The sequence below is a fragment of the Pseudomonas sp. KH_024_B2 genome (assembly GCF_057839965.1).
Window position 1 is genome coordinate 176528 of sequence record NZ_JBYQPS010000002.1, and the last position, 25283, is coordinate 201810.

At 52.7% G+C, this 25283-nt stretch carries 24 protein-coding genes; 7 read left to right on the forward strand and 17 right to left on the reverse strand.

Annotated features, from left to right (window positions below; genetic code table 11):
• Positions 1 to 20: 20 nt before the first annotated feature.
• From AC3I0A_RS28100 to AC3I0A_RS28115, 4 genes are all read right to left on the reverse strand, one after another.
• On the reverse strand, positions 21 to 1310 hold the full coding sequence (locus AC3I0A_RS28100) for a carbohydrate porin (protein WP_489378829.1): 1290 nt from the start codon (positions 1308 to 1310) through the stop codon (positions 21 to 23).
• 203 nt (positions 1311 to 1513) lie between these two features.
• Positions 1514 to 2962, reverse strand: coding sequence for an NADP-dependent succinate-semialdehyde dehydrogenase (gene gabD, locus AC3I0A_RS28105; protein WP_489378780.1), 1449 nt, complete (start codon positions 2960 to 2962; stop codon positions 1514 to 1516).
• 87 nt (positions 2963 to 3049) lie between these two features.
• Positions 3050 to 4720: a flavin-containing monooxygenase gene (locus AC3I0A_RS28110; RefSeq protein WP_489378782.1), complete on the reverse strand. Its 1671-nt coding sequence runs from the start codon at positions 4718 to 4720 to the stop codon at positions 3050 to 3052.
• A gap of 182 nt (positions 4721 to 4902) precedes the next feature.
• Positions 4903 to 5703 carry an SDR family NAD(P)-dependent oxidoreductase gene (locus tag AC3I0A_RS28115; RefSeq protein ID WP_053160512.1) on the reverse strand — a complete coding sequence of 267 codons (801 nt, stop codon included), beginning with the start codon at positions 5701 to 5703 and terminating at the stop codon, positions 4903 to 4905.
• 307 nt (positions 5704 to 6010) lie between these two features.
• On the opposite strand from AC3I0A_RS28115, the gene AC3I0A_RS28120 reads away from it, so the two are divergent.
• Complete coding sequence (locus AC3I0A_RS28120; RefSeq protein ID WP_053160513.1) at positions 6011 to 7873, forward strand: sigma-54-dependent Fis family transcriptional regulator; 1863 nt, start codon at positions 6011 to 6013, stop codon at positions 7871 to 7873.
• Between the two features lie 214 nt (positions 7874 to 8087).
• On the forward strand, positions 8088 to 8882 hold the full coding sequence (locus AC3I0A_RS28125; RefSeq protein WP_053160515.1) for an SDR family NAD(P)-dependent oxidoreductase: 795 nt from the start codon (positions 8088 to 8090) through the stop codon (positions 8880 to 8882).
• 579 nt (positions 8883 to 9461) lie between these two features.
• On the opposite strand, the gene AC3I0A_RS28130 is transcribed toward AC3I0A_RS28125, so the two are convergent.
• The 3 genes from AC3I0A_RS28130 to AC3I0A_RS28140 form a co-directional block, all read right to left on the reverse strand.
• Positions 9462 to 10076, reverse strand: coding sequence for a nitroreductase family protein (locus AC3I0A_RS28130; protein WP_053160517.1), 615 nt, complete (start codon positions 10074 to 10076; stop codon positions 9462 to 9464).
• 28 nt (positions 10077 to 10104) lie between these two features.
• On the reverse strand, positions 10105 to 10458 hold the full coding sequence (locus tag AC3I0A_RS28135; RefSeq protein WP_053160519.1) for a putative quinol monooxygenase: 354 nt from the start codon (positions 10456 to 10458) through the stop codon (positions 10105 to 10107).
• 86 nt (positions 10459 to 10544) lie between these two features.
• Complete coding sequence (locus AC3I0A_RS28140) at positions 10545 to 10742, reverse strand: tautomerase family protein (protein ID WP_053160521.1); 198 nt, start codon at positions 10740 to 10742, stop codon at positions 10545 to 10547.
• Between the two features lie 214 nt (positions 10743 to 10956).
• On the opposite strand from AC3I0A_RS28140, the gene AC3I0A_RS28145 reads away from it, so the two are divergent.
• Positions 10957 to 11859 carry a LysR family transcriptional regulator gene (locus AC3I0A_RS28145; protein WP_489378783.1) on the forward strand — a complete coding sequence of 301 codons (903 nt, stop codon included), beginning with the start codon at positions 10957 to 10959 and terminating at the stop codon, positions 11857 to 11859.
• Between the two features lie 108 nt (positions 11860 to 11967).
• Here AC3I0A_RS28145 and AC3I0A_RS28150 read toward each other — a convergent pair whose 3' ends face one another.
• The 8 genes from AC3I0A_RS28150 to AC3I0A_RS28185 all read right to left on the reverse strand — a co-directional run bounded on the left by AC3I0A_RS28150 (position 11968) and on the right by AC3I0A_RS28185 (position 18708).
• A complete protein-coding gene (locus AC3I0A_RS28150) occupies positions 11968 to 12561 on the reverse strand; it encodes a helix-turn-helix domain-containing protein (protein WP_489378784.1) in 594 nt (197 codons plus the stop codon).
• Positions 12545 to 12892: a hypothetical protein gene (locus AC3I0A_RS28155; RefSeq protein WP_489378785.1), complete on the reverse strand. Its 348-nt coding sequence runs from the start codon at positions 12890 to 12892 to the stop codon at positions 12545 to 12547. The genes AC3I0A_RS28150 and AC3I0A_RS28155 overlap by 17 nt, the downstream gene beginning before the upstream one ends.
• 193 nt (positions 12893 to 13085) lie before the next feature.
• Complete coding sequence (locus AC3I0A_RS28160) at positions 13086 to 13628, reverse strand: VOC family protein (protein WP_489378787.1); 543 nt, start codon at positions 13626 to 13628, stop codon at positions 13086 to 13088.
• Positions 13625 to 15520: an oxidoreductase gene (locus AC3I0A_RS28165; protein WP_489378789.1), complete on the reverse strand. Its 1896-nt coding sequence runs from the start codon at positions 15518 to 15520 to the stop codon at positions 13625 to 13627. Before AC3I0A_RS28165 ends, AC3I0A_RS28160 begins: the two co-directional genes overlap by 4 nt.
• A 607-nt stretch (positions 15521 to 16127) precedes the next feature.
• A complete protein-coding gene (locus AC3I0A_RS28170; RefSeq protein ID WP_053160531.1) occupies positions 16128 to 16529 on the reverse strand; it encodes a DoxX family protein in 402 nt (133 codons plus the stop codon).
• A gap of 19 nt (positions 16530 to 16548) precedes the next feature.
• Positions 16549 to 17223, reverse strand: a complete 675-nt coding sequence (locus AC3I0A_RS28175; RefSeq protein WP_053160533.1) for an alpha/beta hydrolase — start codon at positions 17221 to 17223, stop codon at positions 16549 to 16551.
• A 1-nt stretch (position 17224) separates the two neighbouring features.
• Positions 17225 to 18058 (reverse strand): DODA-type extradiol aromatic ring-opening family dioxygenase, encoded by an 834-nt coding sequence (locus AC3I0A_RS28180; protein ID WP_053160535.1) that lies wholly within the window; start codon positions 18056 to 18058, stop codon positions 17225 to 17227.
• Between the two features lie 20 nt (positions 18059 to 18078).
• Entirely contained in the window at positions 18079 to 18708 is a 630-nt protein-coding gene (locus tag AC3I0A_RS28185; protein ID WP_489378791.1) for an NADPH-dependent F420 reductase, read from the reverse strand.
• Between the two features lie 106 nt (positions 18709 to 18814).
• On the opposite strand from AC3I0A_RS28185, the gene AC3I0A_RS28190 reads away from it, so the two are divergent.
• Entirely contained in the window at positions 18815 to 19714 is a 900-nt protein-coding gene (locus AC3I0A_RS28190; RefSeq protein WP_053160539.1) for a LysR family transcriptional regulator, read from the forward strand.
• A gap of 83 nt (positions 19715 to 19797) precedes the next feature.
• Here the strand turns inward: AC3I0A_RS28190 and AC3I0A_RS28195 are convergent, their stop codons facing one another.
• Positions 19798 to 20751: an alpha/beta fold hydrolase gene (locus AC3I0A_RS28195; RefSeq protein WP_053160634.1), complete on the reverse strand. Its 954-nt coding sequence runs from the start codon at positions 20749 to 20751 to the stop codon at positions 19798 to 19800.
• A 104-nt stretch (positions 20752 to 20855) separates the two neighbouring features.
• On the opposite strand from AC3I0A_RS28195, the gene AC3I0A_RS28200 reads away from it, so the two are divergent.
• Positions 20856 to 21764 (forward strand): LysR family transcriptional regulator, encoded by a 909-nt coding sequence (locus AC3I0A_RS28200; protein WP_053160540.1) that lies wholly within the window; start codon positions 20856 to 20858, stop codon positions 21762 to 21764.
• 136 nt (positions 21765 to 21900) lie between these two features.
• Here AC3I0A_RS28200 and AC3I0A_RS28205 read toward each other — a convergent pair whose 3' ends face one another.
• Positions 21901 to 22800, reverse strand: a complete 900-nt coding sequence (locus AC3I0A_RS28205) for a LysR family transcriptional regulator (RefSeq protein ID WP_053160542.1) — start codon at positions 22798 to 22800, stop codon at positions 21901 to 21903.
• A 138-nt stretch (positions 22801 to 22938) separates the two neighbouring features.
• Here AC3I0A_RS28205 and salA point away from each other — a divergent pair, with 138 nt between their 5' ends.
• Both salA and catA read left to right on the forward strand, forming a co-directional pair.
• Positions 22939 to 24237 (forward strand): salicylate 1-monooxygenase, encoded by a 1299-nt coding sequence (gene salA / locus AC3I0A_RS28210; RefSeq protein WP_053160544.1) that lies wholly within the window; start codon positions 22939 to 22941, stop codon positions 24235 to 24237.
• Positions 24238 to 24288: 51 nt separating this feature from the next.
• Complete coding sequence (catA, locus tag AC3I0A_RS28215) at positions 24289 to 25227, forward strand: catechol 1,2-dioxygenase (RefSeq protein WP_489378793.1); 939 nt, start codon at positions 24289 to 24291, stop codon at positions 25225 to 25227.
• The last annotated feature ends 56 nt before the right edge of the window (positions 25228 to 25283 follow it).

The window sequence follows — 25283 nt, forward strand, 5'->3', positions numbered from 1 at the left end:
TAAGCGTTTTTAAGGTCAAATCAGAATGAGGCCTGAATCTTCAAACCTGCGACGAAGGCGTTATCGACCTCATATACGCCACCTGGGTGACGAACATATTGAAGGTTCGGGCGGATGGTCACCCAATCGGTAACATGAACGCCGTAGTACAACTCCATGTTGTACTCAGTGCGCTGGATGGGGACGAAATTGGGATCATCGTAACTGGTGATGCCGCTTACCGTGTTGAGTTGGTTCTGTCGTTTGGAAACATCATCGTTGACATGGATCCGCGCAAAACCGAGCCCGATGTCGTCCTCAGGCCGGACATCGAAAGGGCCTTTGTATACGACACCTATCTGCTGATAACTGTCGATGGGACTCGTCGCTTGATCAGGGAACGTCAGGCTGGCAAATATCGAGAGGCCACGGGTTGGATCGCCGTTGCGATGGGTCAACTGCTGTTGGGCTATTACCCACCAGCCATGCTTGCTGCCACGTGATTTAAAGGGTTGTCCGGTTAGGCCCTGAGGGTTTCCATTGGTATCTTCGTACACATCATTTGCACTCGCAGAACTGTAGTAATAACCGAGACGATACTCTCCTGCCAACTTCTCGCTACCAAACTCTGGACTCCATACTGCCTCTACTGGCAATAGCATTCCTTGGGATCCACTTCCGCTTAGCTTGAAGCCGTTTCCGGTCTCCAGGTAGGACGGATTTTGCTCGAATGCACCAACCTGGAGTGCCACATCAGGATACACGTTGTACTTAAGCCGTAGGCCCCACTGACTCACAGGCCAGCTGTACCAGATATCTCCGACCACGTTGCCAATTGGAGAGCTACAGAACGAAAGACTCTGGAAGTCACAAGGAAAGCTGTTGAAGTCTTCCTGGATCCCCATGCGTCCAATTTTTACGTCCAATGCGTTGTCAAAAAACTTCTGGCGATACCACATCTGAGTGAGCCGCCAAGTTTGGCCACGCCCCCAAACCTCCTGCACCGAACTCAGCTGGCCGGTGCGAGGATCACTAATGCGATCATTAGACAAGTTGTTACCGTTTCGCTCGGTAATGGTCAATTTGAAATCAGCAGCATTCCAGCCAAATATCTTCTGCAGATCCAGGTGCGTACCGAGCGCCCATTGTGCGGTGTAACGTGCCGTATTGTCGTGGTTATAGCCACCATGCAGGTTGGATGCTGCCTCACCGGTGTAATCAAGAGTGAAGTCGTACCCCTTGTCGAGGAGCTGATTTCTCGTACCACCCCAATCTCCCGTTGCCCATTGGGATGCGGTAGCCGAGTTGATGATGCATGCAAAAATTCCCATGCCAAAAGGCAGTTGCCATTTCATGTTCATGTCGGTGAGCCCTTATTTTTATGATTTTCACGACACAGCACTCTCTGCCCGAACAGCTGCAACGCCGGCGCGCAGTTGCTTTAGGAGAGGTCATTTGATTCAGGTATTTGAAGCAGATGCTTCATCTGGTCGTATAGCCAGATGAGGCATGTGCGCTGTAGCGGTTCGGACGTCTAAATGCCCGCCAGGCAGAGATACTTGATCTCCAGATAGTCCTCGATACCGTATTTTGAGCCCTCGCGGCCGATACCGGATGCTTTGATACCTCCAAAGGGAGCTGCTTCGGAGCTGATGATTCCGGTGTTGACGCCAACTATTCCGTACTCCAAGTCCTCACCCACACGGAAGGCGCGACTTAGACTCGATGAATAGAAGTAGGCTGCGAGGCCGAATTCCGTATCATTTGCTCGACGGATGACATCAGCGTCTTCGAAGAAGCGGAACACTGGCGCCAGAGGGCCGAAAGTTTCCTCTTTCGAAACTCGTGCGCTGTCCGGGACATCTACCAGAACAGTAGGTTTGAAGAAGTTTCCGCCCAGCTGATGCGAGCCTCCCCCTGTTACGACGCGAGCACCTTTTTCTAGCGCATCGTCGATGTGCTCCTGCACCTTCGCGACTGCGTTGCCGTCGATCATCGGGCCAAGTACAACGCCGTCGCCGAAACCGTCGCCGATTTTCAAGTCATTCACTGCGGCAGCGAGTTTTCCAACGAAAGCCTCGTAAACCGAGTCATGGACATACAGTCGGTTGGTGCAAACGCACGTTTGGCCCGCGTTGCGGAACTTGGAAGCGATAGCCCCCTGTACCGCGGCATCCAGGTCGGCATCTTCAAACACGATAAAAGGGGCATTGCCTCCGAGTTCAAGTGACACCTTCTTAATGTCGTACGCACACTTGGCCATAAGCTCACGACCAATTTCCGTCGAGCCGGTGAACGAAATCTTGCGTACAGCAGAATTACTTGTCAGTTCTTCCGCGATCTCAGCGGCAGCCCCGGTAACCACGGACAAGACACCACGAGGTATGCCTGCGCGCTCAGCGAGTGCCACCAGTGCAAGCGCCGAGAAGGGGGTTTGAGAGGCCGGCTTGATTACCATTGTGCAGCCAGCGGCAAGTGCTGGGCCAGCTTTGCGGGTGATCATCGCGGACGGGAAGTTCCACGGAGTGATTGCTGCGCAAACGCCAATCGGTTGCTTAAGAACCATCAGTCGGCGATCGGTCTGCCCCGGAATGATGTCGCCGTAGATACGCTTGGCTTCTTCCGCATACCACTCGATATACGAAGCACCGAAAACAATCTCGCCTTGAGCTTCAGTCAGAGGTTTTCCTTGTTCAAGCGTCATTATCCGAGCTAAATCGAGCTGGTTTTCGATGATCAGTTCATACCACCGACGCAGCTTTGCAGAGCGCTCCTTCGCCGAAAGTTCACGCCATGCAGGCAGCGCGCGTTCAGCCGCCTCGACAGCGCGACGCGTTTCAACGCGGCCCATTTTAGGAACCTGTCCGATGATGGCGCTGGTGGATGGGTTAACGACAGTGATGTTGTTGCCACTGTCCGCATGACACCATTCACCATCGATGTAAGCGTGCTCCCGAAACAGTTCCGGATTTTTGAGTTCCACTACTTAATCTCCAATTTTCTACAGGCACAAAAACCTATCGGATCAGCGTACTGACCATGCAGGCCAGTACCTGATTACCTTTGATGGTCAGTGACGGCCTTGCTGTGCGTATTGGTTAGATGCTTTAACGGGTTTGAATTTGAAGCCGCGATAGTCTTCACGCTTCACGGAGTCTAGGATTTCCCTGAAGGCCCCGAGCCCACCCATGTAGAAATAAACGGAGTTGGGTTTACCCGGAATGTTCGCTCCGAAAATCCAGGAGTCGGTCTTGGCGAACAACGTCTGGTTGGCGATCTCGCTGCAGATCTCGCTCCATTCCTGTTCCTTGCCCTCGACTGGCTCTACGCACTCCAGCTCGTTTTCTTCCATGAATCCGATCAGATCTGAAACCCACTCCACTTCCGTTTCGATGGTTGGAGGAAGATTGGTGAAAGGGCCATTTGGGCCGAGAATCATGAACATGTTCGGGAAGTTGGAAGTGGCCACCGCCAGATAACTAGATGGGCCGTCTTTCCAATGATCCTTAATGCTTTGGCCGTCACGGCCACGGATGTCGATACGCTTGTAGTTGCCGTCGACGGCATCGAAGCCCGTGGCAAAAATCAGCACATCTAGCTCATGATCAACACCATCAGCGGTACGAATGCCTTTGCTGGTAATCTCATCAATGGGATTGGCTTTGACATCCACCAGCGAGACGTTTTCACGATTGAAGGTTGCATAGTAACCGCTGTCACACAGGGGACGCTTTGCATAGAGCTCGCGTGGCTGGAGCTTGCGCGCTGTTTCGGGATCCTTGACGATCTCCGCGATTTTGGAGCGAACGAAGTCTTGAGCTGCAATGTTGGCTTGTTCGTCGACAGCAATATCGCCGAATGTCTCAAACATGAAGCGGAACCCGCCACCGATGTCCCAAGCGCTCTGGAAGATTTTCTCACGCTCTTCGGCAGAAACGCTCATGGTTGGCAAGGCGCTTTCTTCAAAGCCCATGGCCAAGCGCGAATCTCTGACCTGCTTCCAGATAGCATCGTAATTACGTTTGACGCCATCGATCGCCTCACGGCTCAGCGGGCCATTTCCAACAGGCACGGTGTACTGTGCCGATCGCTGAAAAACAGTGAGGTGCCCGACTGTGGGCGCGATTGCGGTAATCACTTGGCAGCCTGTGGAGCCCGTGCCGATAACCCCTACACGCTTGCCTTCAAGAGCGGCATCTTCTGGCCAGTTTGCGGTGTGATACTTCTTTCCTTGGAACTGGTCGAGGCCTTTAATTTTAGGGATGTTAGTGGCCGAAAGCAGGCCAAGCGCAGTTACGAGGTACTTGGTGCTGTAGTGATGGCCGTCGTCGGTACTTACCAGCCAACGGCTGGTTTCCTCATCAAATTCTGCCGAGGAAATAGCAGTCTCGAGCTGGATGTCTTTGCCCAAATCATGTCGGTCGACGACATGGTTCATGTACGAGAGAATCTGCGGCTGGGTAAGGTAGCGAGTGGTGATATTCCACTCCTGGCACAGTTCGCGATCCCATGAGAAACAGTAGACAAATGACTCGCTATCCGAGAGCGCGCCTGGGTAACGATTCCAATACCATGTCCCCCCCACGCCGGCGGCCTTATCGAAAGCTCGCACTTTTAGACCCAATTCATCACGCAGCTTTTTCAGCATATATATCCCGCCGAAACCTGCACCGATGATGATCGCATCGTAGTGGATGGTATCGCTTCCAAGGGAGCGTTTTGCGAGAACGGAAGTTGTCATTATTGTCTCCTGATAGGTTGCCTCGATTCCTGGTGCTCTAAACGAGCTGGCAGGAAATTCAGGCAAGCAGATGCCCTTTATCTCGATTGAAGGACGAGAAAAATGCGTTTTACGAAAGAGGTGTTTGGGTGCTTTAGCAGATGATGGTTGCAACCATCATCTGCACTCTGCGTGGGGTTGCTCTACAGAGAGAAACCGCCATCTACAGCGATGGCCTGCCCGGTTACGTGAGGCGCACACGCGAGGTAAACCGCCAGCTGCCCCATGTCTTCAACTGTCTGAGCTTCTCCCTGCGGAAGCAGGGTTGACTGGTGACGTTCCCAAGATTGCTCTTCGGTCTCACCAGGATTGCTCCACCGCGCGGACAAACCCTGTTCACCCCGCCACATGCCTGTGCCGACCACGCCGGGGCACAGGGCATTGACCGTGATACCGTTGCGAGCAACCTCTTTGGCGAACGCATTGGTGAAGCCGATGACGGCGAACTTTGAGGCGCTGTAGTGGGCGAGATCAGGGAACCCGACTTTGCCAGCGATTGAGGCAATGTTAATGATGCGGCCGGCCTGTTGCTCAAGCATCAGGCGCACCTCCGCCTGGCAGCATAGGAAAACACCGCGGGCGTTGATATTCATGATGCGATCCCAGTCGCGTACGGCCAACTCCGCGACGCTGCCGATACTGACAACCCCAGCATTGTTAACCGCCACATCCAGACGTCCCAGTTGCGCCTTAACCTGAGACATCATCTCAGTCACGCTTTCAGGATTGGCCACATCGACCTGCAACGAGATTGCACGGCGCCCAAGCGCTTGAATTTTGGCCGCGGCTTCTTCTGCAATGCCGATGTCATAGTCAGCTACCGCAACATCAGCACCAGCGTTAGCCAGGCTCAATGCAATGCCTTGGCCGATGCCACGACCGGCCCCAGTCACCAAAGCGATTTTACCGGCCAGAGAAAAATCGAGAGAAGTCGTATGGCTCATGTGTTGCCTCTTCTTGTTGTTTGAGATGCGTTCACCTTGTGTGGGACGCTGAGATGAAGAGAGCAAGGCGGATGCCAAGTTTTTGGTTAATGCTTAACATATTGTTTTGTATAGTTTTTTGGTGGCGCACTGGCTCTTTCATAACTTCCGTATGGAGACATAATGTTCATAGGAGTCTGAGAGGCTCTGCGAAACTTGAGATGTTATGTCTCAGCACTATGGCCAAAATGGATAAGGCTTGTCGCAGCACCAGTATCAGCTTTTAATGAGACCACACAAAAATTATAATTTACCCGCGGAGGCCTTCATGCCCTCTAGCTACTCAAAGGCTCATGTCGACCATGTGAGTCGAGTTTTGCGTACTGCCGATCGGGCGCCCAGCTTGCCCGTACCCTTCGTCATCGTTGACTCGTGGCGACGATCGATGCAGAACTATCATCTGGATCCTGGATCATTGCAGGGGCCACGCATCCTTGAGTCATTCCAGTTAACTCAGCAGCGCCAACAAGTGGACGAGTTTTTGCTGATTGCGGGCGATGAAATGTCGAGGCTCCATGGCCGTGTCAGCGATGCCGACTATTGCGTAATGTTGACCGACACACAGGGATGCACCATCGACATGCGTGTGGAGTCCAGCATTCGAGGGGAATATCGGCGCTCGGGCATGGATCTTGGTACATGTTGGTCGGAAAGTGAGGAGGGCACCACCGGAGTGTGCTCTGTACTGATAAATCAGGAACCAGTGACTGTTCACAAGAATGAGCACTTTCGAGCAGCATTCATTGGCATCACCTGCTCGGCGGCACCCATTTTTTCACCCACCGGCGAGCTGATAGCAGTGATTGATGTTTCAGCGATGGGCACACCGGATGACCGCCGCAGCCAGCATCTGATCCGTCAGATGGTGATCCAAAGTGCCAAAGAAATTGAAAACGCATTTTTCATGTACAGCACTCAGGATCTTTGGGTTCTGAGAGCGCATGCTCTTGTCGGGTATGTAGACAGCCAGCCCGAGTTTCTTTTTGCTTGGGACAGTGATGGTGTGCTTCGAGCACTCAACCCAGCGGCTAAACGACTCCTTGTTCGACGACATGGAAAGCTTCCCCAAACTATATCGGAAGCCTTTCCATCGGTACGGCTCCCCTCATCGACCGACGATAGCTTGCACCACATCCCTTTCCTCGACCTATATGTGCGATTGAAAGCACCTCGCCGTCCAATGACTGTGAGTGTGCCAAACCGCCAGGATATCGATCAGCGCTTAGCCCATGCGCTGAGCCGAGCTGTTCGGGTTAAGGATCGAGGACTTCCAGTACTCATCCAAGGTGAAACTGGAGTCGGGAAGGACTATTTTGCCCGCCAATTACACGATGCAGGTGTTCGAAGAGACAAACCCTTTGTGGCCATCAATTGCGCCGCTATACCTGAGGGCTTGATAGAAAGTGAACTCTTCGGATACAGCGCGGGAGCGTTCACTGGAGCGTCTAGCAAGGGAGTACGTGGTCTGCTGCAGCAGGCTGACGGTGGGACAGTGTTCCTTGATGAAATTGGCGACATGCCACTTTCACTGCAGACTCGATTACTAAGAGTCCTGAGCGAAGGCGAGATTGCGCCGCTAGGCTCGGCGCGCAGGGAGTCTGTAGACATTCAAATCGTCTGCGCAAGCCATCGTGACCTTTCAAAATTGGTGGCTGCCGGTACGTTTCGCGAAGACCTTTACTTTCGTTTGAATGGAGCGCGGTTCGACCTTCCTCCATTGCGCGAAAGGAGCGATAAGCTGTCCATTATTACCAAATTACTGGATGAAGAGTCGGAGCATGCAGGGGTTAATTACAGTCTTAGCGATGCAGCGCTAGAAATGCTGCTCAACTACGATTGGCCCGGAAACGTACGCCAGCTCCATCATGTTTTGAAGTATGCCTGTGCTATCGCCGATGAGACGCTCATAGGGGCAGCTGATCTACCTGAATTACCAGGTGTAGCCATCCCTTCTCTTGCTCAGGAGACCTCTAGTGGTGACCCTGAGCGACAGATTTTATTCGACGCTTTGGTACGCAATCGATGGAAGCCTTTGTTGGCGGCTCAGGAGCTGGGAATCTCTCGTGCGACCCTGTACCGACGAGTGAACCATTACGGTATCAAAATGCCTGGAAAGGGATCGTATGTATGACCCACGCTTGCAGCCGTCGATCAAACTGCGCCTCTAGTTGAACCGCTCGGCTTTCGACTGGGTCGAGCTTTCGAAACGACCTGTTGTAAGTCATGCGCCAAACCAGGCATTTATCCGAAACTGTCAGTTGATTAGAGTTCATGTTTGTCCTTGCTTATGCTAAGGGCGCCTACAAGAAGTGGTGATGAATACCCTTCTTTCGATGGAGAAATGAATGAACATTCAGCTGGATACAAAGCGAGCTCTTGTGACTGCGTCTACTGGTGGAATCGGCTTTGCCACCGCGAAAGGACTGGCGCAGGCGGGTGCTCATGTTGTCATCAATGGTCGCAGCGAAGAATCGGTGAAGGCGGCCCTTTTGCGGTTATTAACTGAAGTGCCTGAAGCGATGGTCAGTGGCGTAGCAGCAGACCTAAGCACAAAAGGGGGAGTTGAGACTGTTCTGAGCGAAGTGAAGTCCGTGGACATCTTGGTCAATAACGCAGGTATCTACGGCCCTCAAGATTTTTTCGACACCAGCGATGACGTTTGGGATGACTATTGGCAAACCAACGTTATGTCAGGCGTACGGCTGAGCCGCGCTCTGCTTCCTTCCATGGTTGAAAAAGGCTGGGGGCGCGTAGTATTTATCGCGTCTGAGTCGGCACGAAACATACCTGCCGACATGATTCATTACGGCGTTTCCAAAACGGCACAACTGGCATTGGCGCGCGGTCTGGCCAAGCGAGTAGCGGGCAGTGGCGTGACGGTAAACAGTGTATTGCCCGGGCCAACGCTGTCCGATGGCGTTGCGCAGATGATGCAGGAAGAGGTGGCGCGCACGGGCAAAGCATTGGAGTCAGTCGTCAAGGATTTCGTGATGGAGCATCGACCCAGCTCGATTATCCAGCGTGCAGCCACCGTCGATGAGGTGGCCAATATGATCGTCTACGTATGTTCGCCTCAAGCCTCTGCAACAACAGGCGCGGCGCTCCGGGTCGACGGTGGTGTAGTAGATGATATTGTCTAACCGACCCGACAATCTTTCTTGAATGATCGATGCATTCGAATCCAAAACGGTAGAGGCGGTCTGGCTTAGCGGCGACCGCTTCTAGCTATCAGTCTTCGGCGATTTGCGAGCGACGTAGATATTCAAACCGATGCAGCACCGCCAGCCGACAGCAATATCAACCTAGACATACCATCAGTGAAGATCGCAGCATCGGAGCTGGCTAGCATCATGCCGAAAACTGTCACGCCTATGAAGTCGCCAAGCTGTCTGAAAGATGCCAGCAGATCCTAGGCAATCCCCGCATCATGCTTTGATACCGAATAAAGCACGTAATTGGTATGGAAGGCACTCCCAGACTCGGTGCTGAACTCCGCCAGGGCATGTATCAGAGCGGCAAGGCGTATCGCACTGCTGATTTGCCAAGGTACATGGACGGCCTTGGCGACGCGAGGAGAGGCGGGCGCGAACCGCATGATCAATCTGATGCAATGATCCCGACTGGCACGCCAATGAACTGCAATAGGCCACGACAACCTGCAACTAAGCTGCCGTGACGGCTATTGAACAAATCCGTAGGCTTGACCTGTGTGTTTGCACTCAAACAAGCTCGAGAACGTCATGGACGGCTTTGCGTGGTTTTTGAGGCCAGTTAGCTGTCCCTGGATAGCCTACGGTGACAAGCATTACTGGTACTTCACTCGCAGCCAGATTGAATGCTTCAGATACGGCTGCAGCGTCAAAACCTATCATGGGCGTTGAGGCCAAACCTTGACCTTTTGCCGCCAGCATCAATGTCATAGCGGCCAAAGAGCCGGAACGGATAGCTTCGTCTCGCTGCAATTGAGGATTGTCCTTGTACATCCCGTTCGCTGCACCAACCCACATGTCGTAAATCGCCTCATCAATAATCCCTTTGTCCAGTGTTGGCTTCAACGAAGACGGCAGCGACTCATGCGGGTTCAGTGTCCCGCAGACAATGAACGTCACTGCGGCATCCATCACTTTCTGCTGGCTATAAGCAAGCGGCAACAGCCGTGCTTTGGCTTCGGAGCTACGCACTGCGATGAAACGCCAGTTCTGAAGATTGAATGCCGAAGGTGCGTGAGTCGCGAGGTCGGTCAGATTTGAAATCTCCTGGTCGCTCAATGTGCGCTCGGAGTCGTAGTTGTTAGCAGAAATACGCGATTTGATGATTTCAATAATAGTGGACATGTTTATCTCTAAGTACGTAGCGATGCAGTTAACGACTGAAGCCGTCGAAAGGTGTCATATAAACTGCGCCAAACGGGTCGAGTCGCTTGCGAATTTCTGCATCTGGTGTGCCGTATACGACCAGGCCGGTAACTTGACAAAGCTGGAGAAAGCGCTCTCCGAACGGTGCAAACGTTAAATCGACATGGCTTACAACAGCGTCTGCGTTATAGCGCTCAAGAATGTGGACGGTGTTGGCGTCCTCATTGACGCTGTACTCATAAACTAGAGTGCCTGGTTCTTCTCTAGTCGCTGCGACGATTTTCGAGATCAGTGCTTTGAATTCCTGAAATTCTTCAGGTTTAACGGCCAGGGTGAAGAGACAGGATATGAACTGGTGCATAGATGCGTAATCCATCGAGGGCATTGTTGAGCCCATTGAGAGGGTGCATCGCTAGCAACGCCGATGCACTCGTTTTGGTGTCACATTTAGGCTTTTTCTGGAGCTTCACCGAACAATTTGCCAGCACCTGCCCAATCCGAGGGCGCGACATCGTCAAAAATGACGTAGATGTATTCGGCGGGTGTGCCGGTGTTTTTGACGATGCTCTCAGTGATCTCTGCCGCAACAGTAGCCTTTTGAGCGTGCTCTTTACCTTCGAACCAGCTAACGCGTACAACGGGCATGATGTAATCCTCTGAATGAATGATTTTCGGCGTAGGAGTACCTTGGCGCGTGACTGTCTTCATCGGCGGCCGGAGGCACCTAATGAGGAGGGGGACGGCTTCGTACCCCCGCAAGCTCCAACCGATATGCGAATGCTAATGTAGATTCATGTGGTGATAAACGAACTAAAACTATAATCTGGGTAGACATTATATCTACTTGAGATTTTCGAGAATGATTCCCGCCGACTCTTTACAAGGCGTCATCACATTTGTAGTGGCGGCCCGTTCAAGCACTTTTACCGAAGCGGCTGATCGACTCGGTGTTTCCAAATCAGCGGTAGGAAAATCTATTGCTCGCCTAGAGGAGCGATTGGGGGCTCAGCTTTTCCATCGGACGACGCGCCGGATTTCGTTGACGGCTGACGGAGACGCTTATTACGAGGCCTGCTCCTCAGCTCTTGACGATATTGGAACAGCAGAAAGCGGGTTAGGCCCTGGCAGTCGAGAACCGTCGGGCCGCTTGAGGGTGGATATGCCAGTGGCATTCGGTCGTCGAGTTGTCGCCCCATTACTATTTGAAATCGCCAATAAATATCCCGCTTTGCAGCTCAACATCACGTTTTCCGATAACCTGGTAGATCCAATAGAAGAGGGCATTGACTTGTTGGTGCGCTTTGGAGAGCTTAAAGACACCAGTGGGTTAGTTGCGCGCCGATTGGCACGGCAAAGCTGGGCCATCTGTGCAGCGCCAGCCTATCTCGCTCGATTCGGCACGCCAGAAACGCTGGACGAATTGAAAGACCATCACTGTATCGTTGGTTACAGGCGGGGGCAGCCGTTGTCCTGGCGAGTTAAACGGGGCGCTGAAAGCGTGCGTTATGCGCCGCCCACAAGCCATCAGATAGGAGACGGCGAGGCAATGATTCTGGCTGCAGTTGCGGGTGTAGGCTTATGCCAGATGCCACGCTGTCTCTTCAGGGAGGATATTGAGGCCGGGCGGCTGGTCGAGGTGCTGGAATCATATGAGCCTGAGCAAGTCGAGGTGCATGCCGTTTGGCCGAAGGTTTCTCATTTACGGCCTAAAATTAGGTATGTCGTAGATGAGCTGGTAAAACTCTGTGAACACTGGCAGTAGTGTGTGAAGCTTGCAGAGCGTGCTCATCCTAGAGGCAAGGGCCGGTCGGCCCTATTTCTTGTGTATGGAGCGAGAAGAAGGGGCATGGAGGGCTCTTTTCCCCATCTTTTACTGCACGGTCGAATAACTAAACAGCTTTGATGTGTTTTTTTCCCGATACTGCTTTGGCGTCATAGCTAACTTTTCTTGAAACAACCTTGTCATGTGACTTTGATCCGAAAATCCGCAGTCCATTGCGACAGCTTTCAATGGGACATCGCGCAATGTCGAAAGGAGCTGTTCAGCTTTTTTTAGACGGCGCGCTTGGACATACTGGTGTGGCGAAACTCCAAACGCCGAGCCAAATACACGAACAAAATATGAAGGGCTAAGATCGACGATCATCGCCATGTCTTTGACTGAAATAGGGCAGGAGAGGTGTGTATCAATATAATCCTGAAGCTGGCTTTGCTTCAACCTTGATAAGCGAGACACCTGATCACTGTCTTTGATATCGCATCGCACATACTGCCGAATCAAATGGATGCATATCTGGATTTCGAGTGTCTGTGTAAAGATGCTACTGCCTGGCTCTTCACTCAGGCACTCCATCTCGTAAGCAGCCAAGAGTTTGGAGAGTTTCGCGTCATTGACAATGGGGAAATGATCTACAAAAACGCCCTCAATATCCTTCTGAAAAACTTCGTTAGCAACTTTCCCCATCATTTCCTGCGATATATATGTGACTGACCTCGATGTCATTCATCCAGTACCATCTTGAAGATTCACCACGCGTCAAGATGGTTACATCGTCGCTTCCGACCGACCACTTCTGCCATTTCTCGCCATCATGAAAACCAAGGTTGGATGTCCCTGTTTTCCATCTCACCAACTCGTAATCCCGCATGCAAGGGATGCTGACTTCAGTTTTGTCAAAGCGATACCCTCGGAGCGACATGCCACCACTGTGCGCCGTGTCTACGGTTCCGCTTATCGTGACTTTTCCAGGAATTACGTCCAGCATATTTTCTGGCGTTAAAAGGTTGGCGCTCATCACAACTCCCTTCTTTGTATTTGTAGTGGAGTTTTTTGCAGCAATTGAAAGCATCTGGTGCTAACGATATTTCGTTATCACGCCACATGAAATTATCACATTCTTAATGCTCACACGCAAAACCGGCTCGCCATCGATCGGAGGAAATCCTACCGATCGGCTGGCAAGCCGTTGCGTGAACATCTATACGCCCTTACTCAGCTTGGGTTTTGAAGTCCTCAGGCCCAGTTGGTTGGGGGCGCCACCGACGTAAGTCTGTTTTGCGCTCATAGGCCTGCGCCGAGGGGTAGGTCACCAGTTCAATCGTGCTCCCCCAAGGCGTCCGGGTGTACACATATCGGTTTCCGTTTCCGGCATCCCCGCCCGGTAGGACACCTGGTCGACTAAGCAGAATGCCTCCAGCTTTCTCCAGACGATCAGCCGCGGCATCAATGTCGTCAACATAGATGCAAATGTGCTGGATACCAAAGTCGCTAGGTACGACGGGCTGCGCCTGCTTTACACCAGAATAAGTGAACAGTTCAAGGTTGGGGCCATTACCGAGCCTAAGCATGCGAATTACGTTGATCACAGCACCTGGCGCAATACCAAGGCCCGCTTCGACTTCTGGGCCTCCCAAAGGCTCATCAAGCATGTCGTAGAGCTTCTCAGCCCCAAAGGCCTCTACGAAAAATCGGGTAGCTTGCTCCATGTCGGGAACGGTGATACCAACGTGTTCGATCGCGCGTACGTTCATAGTGCTTCTCCGATTTTGGATGCAGCCCAGAAACCGGACTGAGTGGCTTCATACATCCGCCCTCCATGGGCTCTGGTGCCGATGCTTTGAACACTATGATCATTTACAAGCTCTGATTTGACGGTAGAGGCAATTCGGGTCGTCGCCATCACGATTGTTCCGTCAACGGGTTGAACACCAGATGTCTTCATCGATACACCTTGAGCTTTCAGCAGCTCGGTTAGGTGTCCACGTTGCATGTCATTTGTGTCGACACCAACATCCTGCGCTGGGGAGACTAGGCTCACTTTTTTTCCGTTTTCAGCTAGCCAAAGGGCAGCGAACATTGCGCTCTCAGTTTCACCGAAAACGGTGATCTCGGCCGCTTCGGGAAGCTGTTGATTAGCCAGCATGTCTACTACGTCTAGGCCCTGCTCCTGGGGTACAGTGCCAGTGGCGAGGAGGACGGTATCCCACGAGGTCAGGTCGATTTCATCTACTTCGGTATTGAGTTGGACGGAAACCCCCACTCGCTCAAGCTCACTCTCGTAGAACCTGATCATGTTCGTCACTTCCATGTGAAGAGGGCTCGCGGCGGCCCAAGCATGGAGCTGACCACCAATGCGGTCGTGACGCTCAATCAATAGTACAGTGTGTCCTCGTTCTGCGGCCAGTACCGCGGCTTCGCATCCGGAAGGCCCTGCGCCAACCACCAGGACACGATGCTTTCTAGAGGCGAGTCGGCGAGCCTGCTCTGCCCGGCGTTCTTGACCAAGGGCGGGATTTATCACGCACTGAGTACCCTTACCGTTGAACATCCAACGCGATATACACTCATTGACGGCGAGACAACGGCGAACACTTTGCGGTTCTCCGCGGCGGGTTTTTGCAACCGTGTCGGGATCGGCAAGTCCCGAGCGACCCAAAGCAACAAAGTCGAGCTCACCGTTAGATACCGCTTCAGCCATCTCTTCAAAGAGCCAGGTGAGTCTCCCAACACCGATGACAGGGATGGACACCCGTTTTTTGACTGCTTTGGCGTAGTTAACCAATGATCCAGGTGCCCCCATCGGTAGCAATATCATTGCCGTGTCGTAGTTCCCCGCACTCACATCCAGTGCGTCGACGTATGGCTCAAGCATCTCGCAGAATGCCAAACCATCCTCCAATGAAAGGCCGCCTTCGTAAGGCTCGGTAACGCTAAGGCGGTACAAGAGAGGAAAATCTGGGCCGATTTGCTTTCGAACTCCACGTACCACTTCGAGGGCGAAGCGGGCACGATTCTCCAGCGATCCGCCCCATTGGTCGGTACGTTTGTTGGTATATGGGGAGAGGAATTGGCCTAGCAAATAGCCGTGAGCACCGTGTAGTTCTACCGCATCAAAACCGGCGGCCACTGCACGTCGGGCACCTTGAACGTATTTGTCGATCAACCCCGGGATTTCATGTTCCTCGATCGCTCGTGGCGGGGTGCCAAAAGCGCTGGTGATACCTGCCGTCGGCGCGAGCGGCGGCTCGTTTCGTTCCGTATTGCCTTGGGAGTTCTGGCGGCCGGTATGGTGCAACTGCACGGCGATTTTCGCGCCTTCGCCATGGACAGCATCAGTCAGATTGCTCAGACCACCAATGAACCTGTCGTGGTCAATTCGGATTGGATGCCCGACCGTACGTCCCACCTCCCAATCGATAGAAGTGTTCTCGGTAATGATAAGTCCAACTCCGCCACGGGCTCGGGCCCGATGGTACTCGATCAGCTTATCGTCAACCTCGCCAAAGGTGCTGGCGAACTGGGTAAAAATCGGCGCCTGTACGAAGCGATTTCGCAATTGCATGCTGCCAATCCGACCCGGCTGGAATAGCTCTGCGCTGGGGCCGTCAGAGGTGACCAGATTGGGAATTTTGGGGGATGTCATGCCTATCTCCTCAGTCTTTATTCTTGTTTTGAGGTTCGATCATGGAGCGTACCCGGGCGTGGGTATTGAATATTCATGCTGAGGTATTGAAGGAATCTGCGGTCGCTAGCTTTCAATGGAAAGGGTAGTGGCTTGAACTGTCGGTGTTGCAGAGATGCATGTTCCAAAGTTCGCATGACAGATCCGGCGGCACTCATCGACCGATGTATACAAACTCCCGGTGACCGCAGCTCCTATGGATGCAATGTTGGGCGAGGGCAATGGGCAAATCTGATCGTCCGGAACAGGCCGCCGCCGAGATCGTCGTATTCGGTGACCGAGGCATGCAGAACGAGTGGCCAGGCTTTTTTTTCGCTAGCCGACAAGCCGAGGGGGGAGGCGAGCATCTGAGGCGGCGGTTTGAGTAGGCTTCGTGTCGTACGAAATGTAGTTTTACATCGGCGTCGGTGTACCCGAAGCCATCCAACGCATTGGCATTATGAGAGGTTTCAAATTGGCAGTCGGGATCAACAGGGACGAAGAGGCGCAGATCCTCAAGATGACCGTTTATGCAAAGTGCCGAAGCCTGGATAACGCACCAGGCTTCGGCATTTTTGGGGCTTCAGCTTTAAGCCTTTACCGAGGACTTTGCTGCGAACGCTCCATCACCCAGCAATGCAACAACCAGCGCGGTTACGCAAAGGAAGATTGGATATTCCCATCCGCCGTTTGCATTAGTGAAGCTCCAGCCGTTGCCGAAGTGCACTGTCGAAGCGACGAACAATTGAACAACTGCGATAGCTGCAATCCAGCGGGCGTAGACCCCAAAAACTAAAAACAGACCGCCGACGACTTCGAACGCAATGACAGGGTAGGCGAGGAAGCCAGGAAACCCAATAGACTCGAAAAAGCCGGCAGTGCCTGCAGGGGTGAACACAAACAGCTTAGTCAGACCGTGAGCCAAGAACATAATGCCTAGCGCCAGTCGCATAGCAAATGCAGCATAAGGCGCGGTACGTGAATCAATCATTGCGAGATTTCCTTTTTGTTTAGTTAGAAAGTGACAGCGTTTTGGTTAGCCAGCGCGAAAAGTCAGCCAACTCTTCCGCTATGATTTCGTGGGCCATGTTGTAAAAGTGCGTTTCGTGGGCGACTCCAATACGCTTCAGCCAGGCGTCTGCCTCATGTGCCCAGTCGATCGGCAAAACATTGTCCTTCTGACCGTGGGCAATGAATGCGGATACTGATTTCAGGCGTTCTGGTGCAGCGATTCGGGAGTCGATCTCACGCAGCATCCGTCCGCTCAAGAGTGCGAACCCATATACCAATTCTGGCTCGGTTACGCCGACACTTGAGCTCATAATTCCGCCCTGACTGAATCCAGCGATCACCGTAGGTAGCTTCGGCAGCGCCTCGATGAAACGAATCAATTGTTGTCTACTCGACTCGGCTTGATCCTGATTGAACGATGGGCCGTTGCTGGTGAAGTTGACTTGGTACCAGGCGAATCCCTGAGGGCCAACCTGCAAAGGGCCACGCAGCAAAAAAACTTCCAAGTCGTCAGGCAGCGATGCAGCCAAAGACGCCAGATTGGCTTCGTTAGAACCTACCCCGTGCAGCAGTAACAAGCGGGCTTTTGGACTTGAGGAACTGCAAGCTTTTCGGAAGAAAATGCCTGACTCTGGCTCCCGTGCCGGATCAGAAAAACTATTTTGGTTCAACATGTTAAGCAACACCTTGGATGGGTTGATCGTTCTCTAGCCCACGACTATCTGCCGAGGTAAAAAGGTAACTGTCCATTGCTAGCACGCCATAGGTCACGCCGCCATCAAGCACGCGCGTTTTGTAAGCTGCGCCGGCTGCACCTAGAGCAATGAAAAGAGGTAAAAAATGCTCATCGGTCGGATGGGCTCGTTCAGCTGACGGCGCGTGCTGCTGGTAATCCAACAGATGTTCTATGTTCCCAGCCTTGAGTGCTTGGGCCGTCCAGGAAGCGAAATTCTTTACGTATTCTGCCCCATGGGTGGCATTACCTCGGAACTCATACAAGTTATGTGTAAGGCTTCCCGAAGCCACTATGAGGACATTCATGTCGCGCAAAGGCTTCAGCGCTTCCCCCAGCTTCCAGGCTTGACGCGTATCGAGAGTCGAAGGCATCGATACCTGAACAACCGGGATGTCCGCAGTGGGTGCCAGATACAAAAGCGGTACCCAAGCGCCATGATCAAGACCTCTATTAGGGTCGAGCCGAGACTTCCAGCCAGCCGTCTGCAGCATATTGACGATATGTTCTGCCAGTACAGGTGCGCCCGGTGCTGGATACTGCAATTTGTACAGCGCCTCGGGAAAGCCTCCAAAATCGTGAATAGTTTTAGGCGCGGTGCTCGCTGTCACGCTGACTTCGCCGCGCGTCATCCAGTGTGGAGACAGGATGACGATGGCATCAGGTTTCGGCAGTTCGCGACCGAGCTCGGCCAGCCGCTGACCAGCCAAGCCGGGCTCTATTGCGAACATTGGAGCACCATGTGATACGAACAACAGTGGGAATGAGGTGGCCATGGTGAATGCTCCGATGAAAATTACTTGTTCAGCCAGAAGGGGGCTATAGACGTGCCCAAACCTGCGCCATACCCGAGATAGATATTTAGACCAGCCAATGGCTCGAGGTAGCGCGCATTGACCAATCCGCCAGCATCTACGGTGTTCCAGCCCATACTCTGTGCGAGTGATACCGCAGTCTGTTTGGCGCGCTCGTTGTCTGCGGCTACAAAAACGCTTCCACGTTGTTCATTCTCGAATTTCGGGCCATCTACCAGAACCTGTGCAAACAAGGTGTTGAACGCTTTGACAATGTGAACCTGCGGCAACGCCTTAGCGATTTCTTCCGCAGCACTGGTGTCATGGCCCATCGTCAAGGACATGTAGTCAGCGCTGAGCGGGTTGGTGATATCGATCACTATCTTGCCGCCCAGATCTCCTAGGCTTTGCAGCGCAGGCACGGCATCTACGTAACCGGTAGCAATGACAACAACCTCGCTGTCTGCAAGCGCTTCAGCCGCTCCGTGTGCGCTGACATTTGGATACTGGTCGGCCAAAGCTTCTGCTTTGAGGATGTCGCGACCGGTGACGCGAACACTGTGGCCAGCAGCCGAAAGTTGTTTGGCAAAACCCGAACCCATATTGCCGGTACCAATTACTGTGATTTTCATAGCTACCTCATTCGGTTGAGTTTCCTTGATGGGCTCATTCTATAGGTGTCAAAAATGAGATAAATAAGGCCTAATGAAACATATAGTTCCTTTAAGTGAGACAGTTATGGATCGAGCACTTGAAATGCAGGTGTTTTGCACCGTCGTGGACAGGGGAAGTTTTATCGGCGCGGCAGATTCACTGGAGATGTCGAAAGCGGCCATCTCCAGATACGTAAGCGGTTTGGAAGATCGGCTCGGCGTGCGCCTACTGCACCGTACAACGCGACGGTTGTCCCTAACGGAGGAAGGGCGTCAGTTCTATGACCAAGCCCGCGAAGTATTGGTAATGATGGATGCAGCTGAAGAATCTGTTTCTTCTGCCGCGCCAGAACCTAGCGGGGTGCTTCGCGTCAACGCCCCAGTGAGCTTCGGTGTATTGCACCTTGCCCCCGTCTGGTCAGACTTCATGAAGGCTTATCCTAAGGTGGAGTTGGATATCAGCTTGAATGACCGGATCGTGGATCTTGTAGAGGAGGGGTTTGACGCTGCAGTACGCATCGCACGACTGGAGAACTCCTCCCTAATTGGGCGTCGCCTGGCGAGTACTCGAATGTGCCTATGTGCAGCGCCGTCCTATCTCGATAAGTACGAGCCGTTGACCGCACTCGCCGATCTAACAGCCCACGGAGTTATCGCGTACACGAACTTTGCTAGTAGGAACGAGTGGCAATTCAAAGGGCCGAATGGCAACGAAAGTGTCATCACTCGCTCGGTATTGCGCTGCAACAATGGCGATACCTGCCGCAGCATAGCAATAGCGGGCGGAGGTATCTCTTTACAGCCAAGCTTCATGGTGGCCGAAGATCTTCGCCGCGGGGATCTGGTAGAAATTCTGACTGAGTATCAGTCGGTCGAACTAGGTATCTATGCTGTATACCCAACCCGAAAACATCTTGCCCCTAAGGTGCGGGTGCTCATCAATTTCCTAGCGGAACATTTTGCTCAGCCAAAATGGGAGGAATGATGAGCACCTTCCAGATAAAAAAGCCGGTTGATCGAAAGTGAGTATCAGCCGTCTGAGAAAGCAGAGCGCCAACGTGCCGAGTCTCAAGTCCGCTCGAGGAAAGCGTGTAGATCGGAGGCAAACTTCAGGGGATTTTTGAACGCCAGAAAGTGGTCACCCTGATCGGCCTTGGAGTAGACATGCAGCACCGAATCATTGATTACTGCATTCATCCAGTGTTGACTTTCTAGCCAATCACTGTAATCCCCAGTAAAAATAGCTGTTGGCACGTCTATTTTTGATTGGATGACGTCTCGCCAATCATTGGTCGCGTGATCAAAAAGAACCAAGCCTGTAAATGCCATGTCATCCTCGACCACCGACTGAACGAGGCTTATCACGTTATGGAAGTAGGGGGAATCCAGAGCCATTGCGCGCTCTACGACTCTGCTGGCAGAAATCAGCGTGTTTGTCGGGGACATATTGACGTATGAAGCAATCATTCTCTCTGGCGATGTCGTAAACGCCCCTGACTCAAGCCGTTCCTGCTCTGTCCAGTCCGCATGGCAGTAAATCGATGGAGCTTGGTCAATGATGCTTAGCGTACGAATGCCTGTCGTTCCGAACAGGTCGATAAAGGCCCACATTACGGATGCCCCCATAGACCAACCACAATAATCCGCTTCGTCCAGCTCAAGATGATCAGCTAGCTCCTTTACATCTTGGGCGTAGCGTGAAATCCGGTTACCAAATTTCACCCGCTGCGACAGTCCCTGATTGCGAACATCAAGAACGTACACGTGATAGTGCTTGCTCAAGATGTGCATCAGATGAAAATACATGGCGCCATTTGCCGACCAGCCGGGGATGAAAATCAGTGGTCTGCCGGCACCGGCCTCCCAATAGCAGAGGTTGACATTGTCACTGGTGGAAAAGCTGCTCACTTTAAGCCCATCAAAATCAGAAACCTTGCAGGCCTGACCGATGATTTCGTGTGGGAAGTAGAAGTCCTCGCCAAGCAAGGTAAGGAGCGTTTGGTCGTTCAGTGGGTAATCCAAGACAAAGCACCTGCAGGTGTGGAGTTTATTGATGAAAGATAAGAGTTGAAACGCCATGAGATAAATACTCAAAATGACGCTACATTCGAAACGGAACATAGTTAATGGATCGACTGAGCAGTATGGCGGCGTTCGTGAAAGCGGTCGAAATGGGTTCGTTCAGTGCTGCGGGCGACGCCATGCAGATGTCTGCTCAACTAATCGGCAAGCATGTAAATCATTTGGAGCAGCGTCTGGGTGTACGGCTGCTAAACAGAACCACGAGGCGCCAGAGTCTGACTGATTTCGGGCGGGAGTTTTACGAGCGCTGTAAAGTCATACTGACAGAGGTGGAAACGGCTGAAAACCTGGCTGCTGAAACCCAATCCCTGCCGAGTGGGCGCTTAAGAATTAATGCCCCTGTCAGTTTCGGGATGCAGTCATTGGCGCCTCGACTTCCTGAGTTCATGCAAGCGAATCCGATGATCAGCGTTGAGCTGACATTAGCGAATCGAGCTGTTGACCTTATCGACGAGGGATTCGACGTAGTATTTAGGGTGGGACAGCTCTCCGACAGCGGCTTGATCGCTCGCCCGCTGGCACCCTATAGGCTCATATTGTGCGCCGCACCTTCCTACCTGAAAAACAAACCCGCGCTCAGAACTCCATGGGATCTTCAGAATCATGAATGTTTGGGTTTCTCGCATACTGAATTGCGTACGCATTGGACGTTCGACGGGCCAGAGGGCAGGGTTGCTGTTCCTGTCAGCGGCCGATACATGGCTGATCATGGAGAGCCATTGCTTTGCGCGGCAGTGGCAGGGCTGGGTGTCATGCTCCAACCGATTGAACTCGTCTTTGAATCACTGCAGCAAGGTACATTAGTGCCACTGTTACCAGACTATCCGGTTCCAAGTCGTGCACTGCATGTGCTGTATGCACCTGATCGTCGAATTACGCCAAAACTGCGTACCTTTTTGGACTTCGCCACGACGGCATTTGGCGCCGGCGTGGAAAAAACTCAAAACAAATAACGCATGCCGTCATGGCATTGGGCATTGGCGGCGTAGCTGCTGTACGGGGTACAACCGTTCTTGCTGACTCGTATTGAAACGCCCTCAAGAATAGGAGCGGTGAGGCGGCGATTAGCATTCGCCGCATCTCCATTTGTCAGTCGCTAAAGAGATCGAACATCAACTGTCGAAACCACTTGTTTGCTGGGTCGCGGTTATATCTCGCATGCCAGAACAGATTGATGGCGATTTCCGGCAGTGGAATTGGCACAGGCATTGTGGTTAGACCGAAGGGGGCAGCGCAACTGGCTGCGAAACGTTCTGGCACCGTCGCGATCAGATCAGTGTTTTGAAGAATGTAGCCCACAGCGACAAAGTGCGGCACCTCTAGCTTGATGTCTCGATTCAATCCTGCTCGCTGCATATATGCATCTATCTCACCATGCCCAGTATTAGCTGCGGCAATCCTTACGTGCCCGTACTCACAAAAACTTTCCAGGCTCATCGGTTGCAAAGTCAGGGGGTGATCTTTGCGGCACAAGCAGACATATCGATGGTGGAACAGGCGTCGCTGATAAAAGCCTGCTTGCAGACCAGGCAAAAGCCCGACCGCCAAGTCGATCTCTCCTTCAGCCAAGCTTTGTGAAAGGCCGGCATGATTGCGGATTGTTACTACCGATATACCGGGCGCTTGCTCAAGCAAAGCGGCTATCAGGCGGGGCATGAAATAGATTTCGCCGATATCGGTCATTGCAACCATGAAGCGTCTGTGGCTGGTTGCGGGGTCAAAATCGTCGCTTCTATTTAGTGCTCCGACAAGCGTTCCAATCGCTTGAGACACCGGATCAGCGAGCTGCTCTGCATACGGCGTCGGCTCCATTCCATTACTTGTTCGCACAAAAAGATCGTCTTTAAGCGTTGTGCGAAGACGCTTTAGTGCGTTGCTCACTGCAGGCTGCGTTAGCCCTAAGTTATCGGCCGCTTGGGAGACACTGCCGTCGATGAGCAATTGATGAAAGACCACCAGCAAATTGAGGTCAATTTCTCGTAAATGCATGACTGCTTTCTCGTTGAGGCTAAGGTTGCCGCCTGTATTCAGACTGGTGATACAGTCTATTGGGTCTGGGCTATTTATCAATAGTGGGCATCATCCCATTATTGGGGCATACACAAAAACAACATAAGGTTTTGTCCCATGAACAGTCTGAAATCTGCTTTGCAAGTCGGTATTGTCGGTGGAGGAATTGCCGGTGTGGCGTTGGCACTGGATCTGTGTCGTCACAGCCACCTGAGTGTGCAGCTATTTGAATCTGCTCCTGCATTCGGAGAGGTGGGTGCTGGTGTTTCCTTTGGAGCCAACGCTGTCCGTGCTATTGAGGGGCTTGGAATCGGCCCTGCATATCATCAGATCGCTGACCGTACGCAGGAGCCTTGGCAAGATATTTGGTTCGAATGGCGACGCGGTGAAGATGCTGGCTATCTTGGGTCAAGCATTGCCGAAGGTGTAGGTCAGTCGTCGGTACACCGAGCTGACTTCCTGGATGTCCTTGCGCAACAGCTGCCCGCCGGCATTGCTCAGTTTAATAAACGAGCTGTCAGCGTCGAACAACTGGGACAACGCACAAAAGTCACGTTTACAGACGGCACGCATCACGAGTGTGATGTGCTCATTGCTGCTGACGGCATTAAATCATCTATTCGTGACCACGTTCTAAAGGGTATTGGCGCGCCGCTTGTGGCCCCTCGCTTCAGTGGCACCAGCGCTTACCGAGGCATGATTGATAGCGAAAAACTGCGCGCTGCCTATCGTGCACAAGGTGTTGATGAGCACCTGGTCAACGTACCTCAAATGTATCTGGGGCTTGATACCCATATTCTGACTTTCCCCGTTAAGCAGGGGAGGCTGATCAACGTAGTTGCATTCGTTTCTGATCGCAGCAAGCCCAATCCAACCTGGCCCGCAGACGCGCCGTGGGTAAAACCTACAACCCAGGCAGAGATGCTCGATGCATTCTCAGATTGGGGGGACGCTGCGCGGATTCTTCTTGAATGCATCCCGGCTCCGACCTTATGGGCATTGCACGATCTTGCTGAGTTACCTGGTTATGTCCACGGCCGCGTCGCACTGATCGGGGATGCCGCTCACGCGATGCTTCCTCACCAAGGTGCAGGTGCAGGTCAGGGCCTGGAAGATGCATGGTTGCTTGCACGCCTATTGGGCGACCCTCGTGCTTGTGAAACCGAAGCCAGCAAAATTCTCAGCGTATATGACGCTATTCGTAGACCTCGAGCCTGTCGAGTCCAACGCACCTCTTGGGAGGCGGGCGAGCTGTATGAATTGCGCGACCCTGAAGTAGCTGCAAACGAACCCTTACTTTCCAGCACGCTAGCTAGCCGTTTCGACTGGCTTTGGAATCACGACATGCAAGCCGATCTGGAGGCGTCACGCGCCCAACTTGGCTGGACAGAAGCAGCACAAAGAAAGGTCAGCTGATCAAGCACGTCCGAAACGAATGACTTCAATCCTATAAGAAAAGGCCCAATCATGACCGTAACCATTTCCCATGCCAGTGATATTCAATCCTTCCTTCGCGATGCGTCAGGTCTCGGCAACACCCATGGCAGCGCGCGGCACAAACAGATAGTGCTGCGTATCCTCCAAGAAAGCGTGAAGCTCATTGAAGAGCTGGAAATCAGCGACGACGAATTCTGGGCCGGCGTTGAATACCTCAATCGTTTGGGGGCGAAGAACGAAGCGGGACTTCTGGTTGCAGGATTAGGAGTAGAGCACTTTCTTGACCTACTGCACGATGCTAAAGAAGAAAGTGTCGGCAGGGTTGGCGGCACTCCTCGCACTATCGAAGGGCCGTTGTATGTAGCCGGAGCGCCTTTGAGCGAGGGATTTGCTCGCATGGATGATGGCTCTGAGAACGGCCAGGCTACAACATTGTTTCTCAGTGGGCGTGTTATCGGTATGGACGGAAAACCGATCGCCGGAGCCCTTGTTGATCTTTGGCAGGCGGACACAAAAGGCAATTACTCCCACTTCGACAAAACTCAGTCAGAGTACAACCTTCGCCGCCGAATCGTGACCGATGCGAACGGTCGATATCAAGCACAGAGCATCGTGCCCTCAGGTTACGGCTGTGACCCGTCGGGCCCGACACAAGAGTGTCTCGACCTACTGGGTCGTCACGGTCAAAGACCTGCCCACATCCACTTTTTCATTTCCGCGCCTGGTTTCGATCATCTGACCACCCAGATTAACCTTTCCAATGATGCGTACCTATGGGATGACTTTGCGTACGCAACCCGTGAGGGATTGGTGGGTGAGGTTCATTTCATCGACGATGCGCAGCAGTCCCAAGCGCGAGGTGTAGCAGGGCGCTTCGCAGAGATGGAGTTCAATTTCGAAATGCGTCCAGCTGCTAATCCACAGTCAGAGCAACGCAGCAAGCGGCCACGAGCTCTGCAAGAGGCCTGATAGGAAATTCGAACCGAAATCGAGTATCGGAAATCTGGTCTTAAGAGGAGACAAAC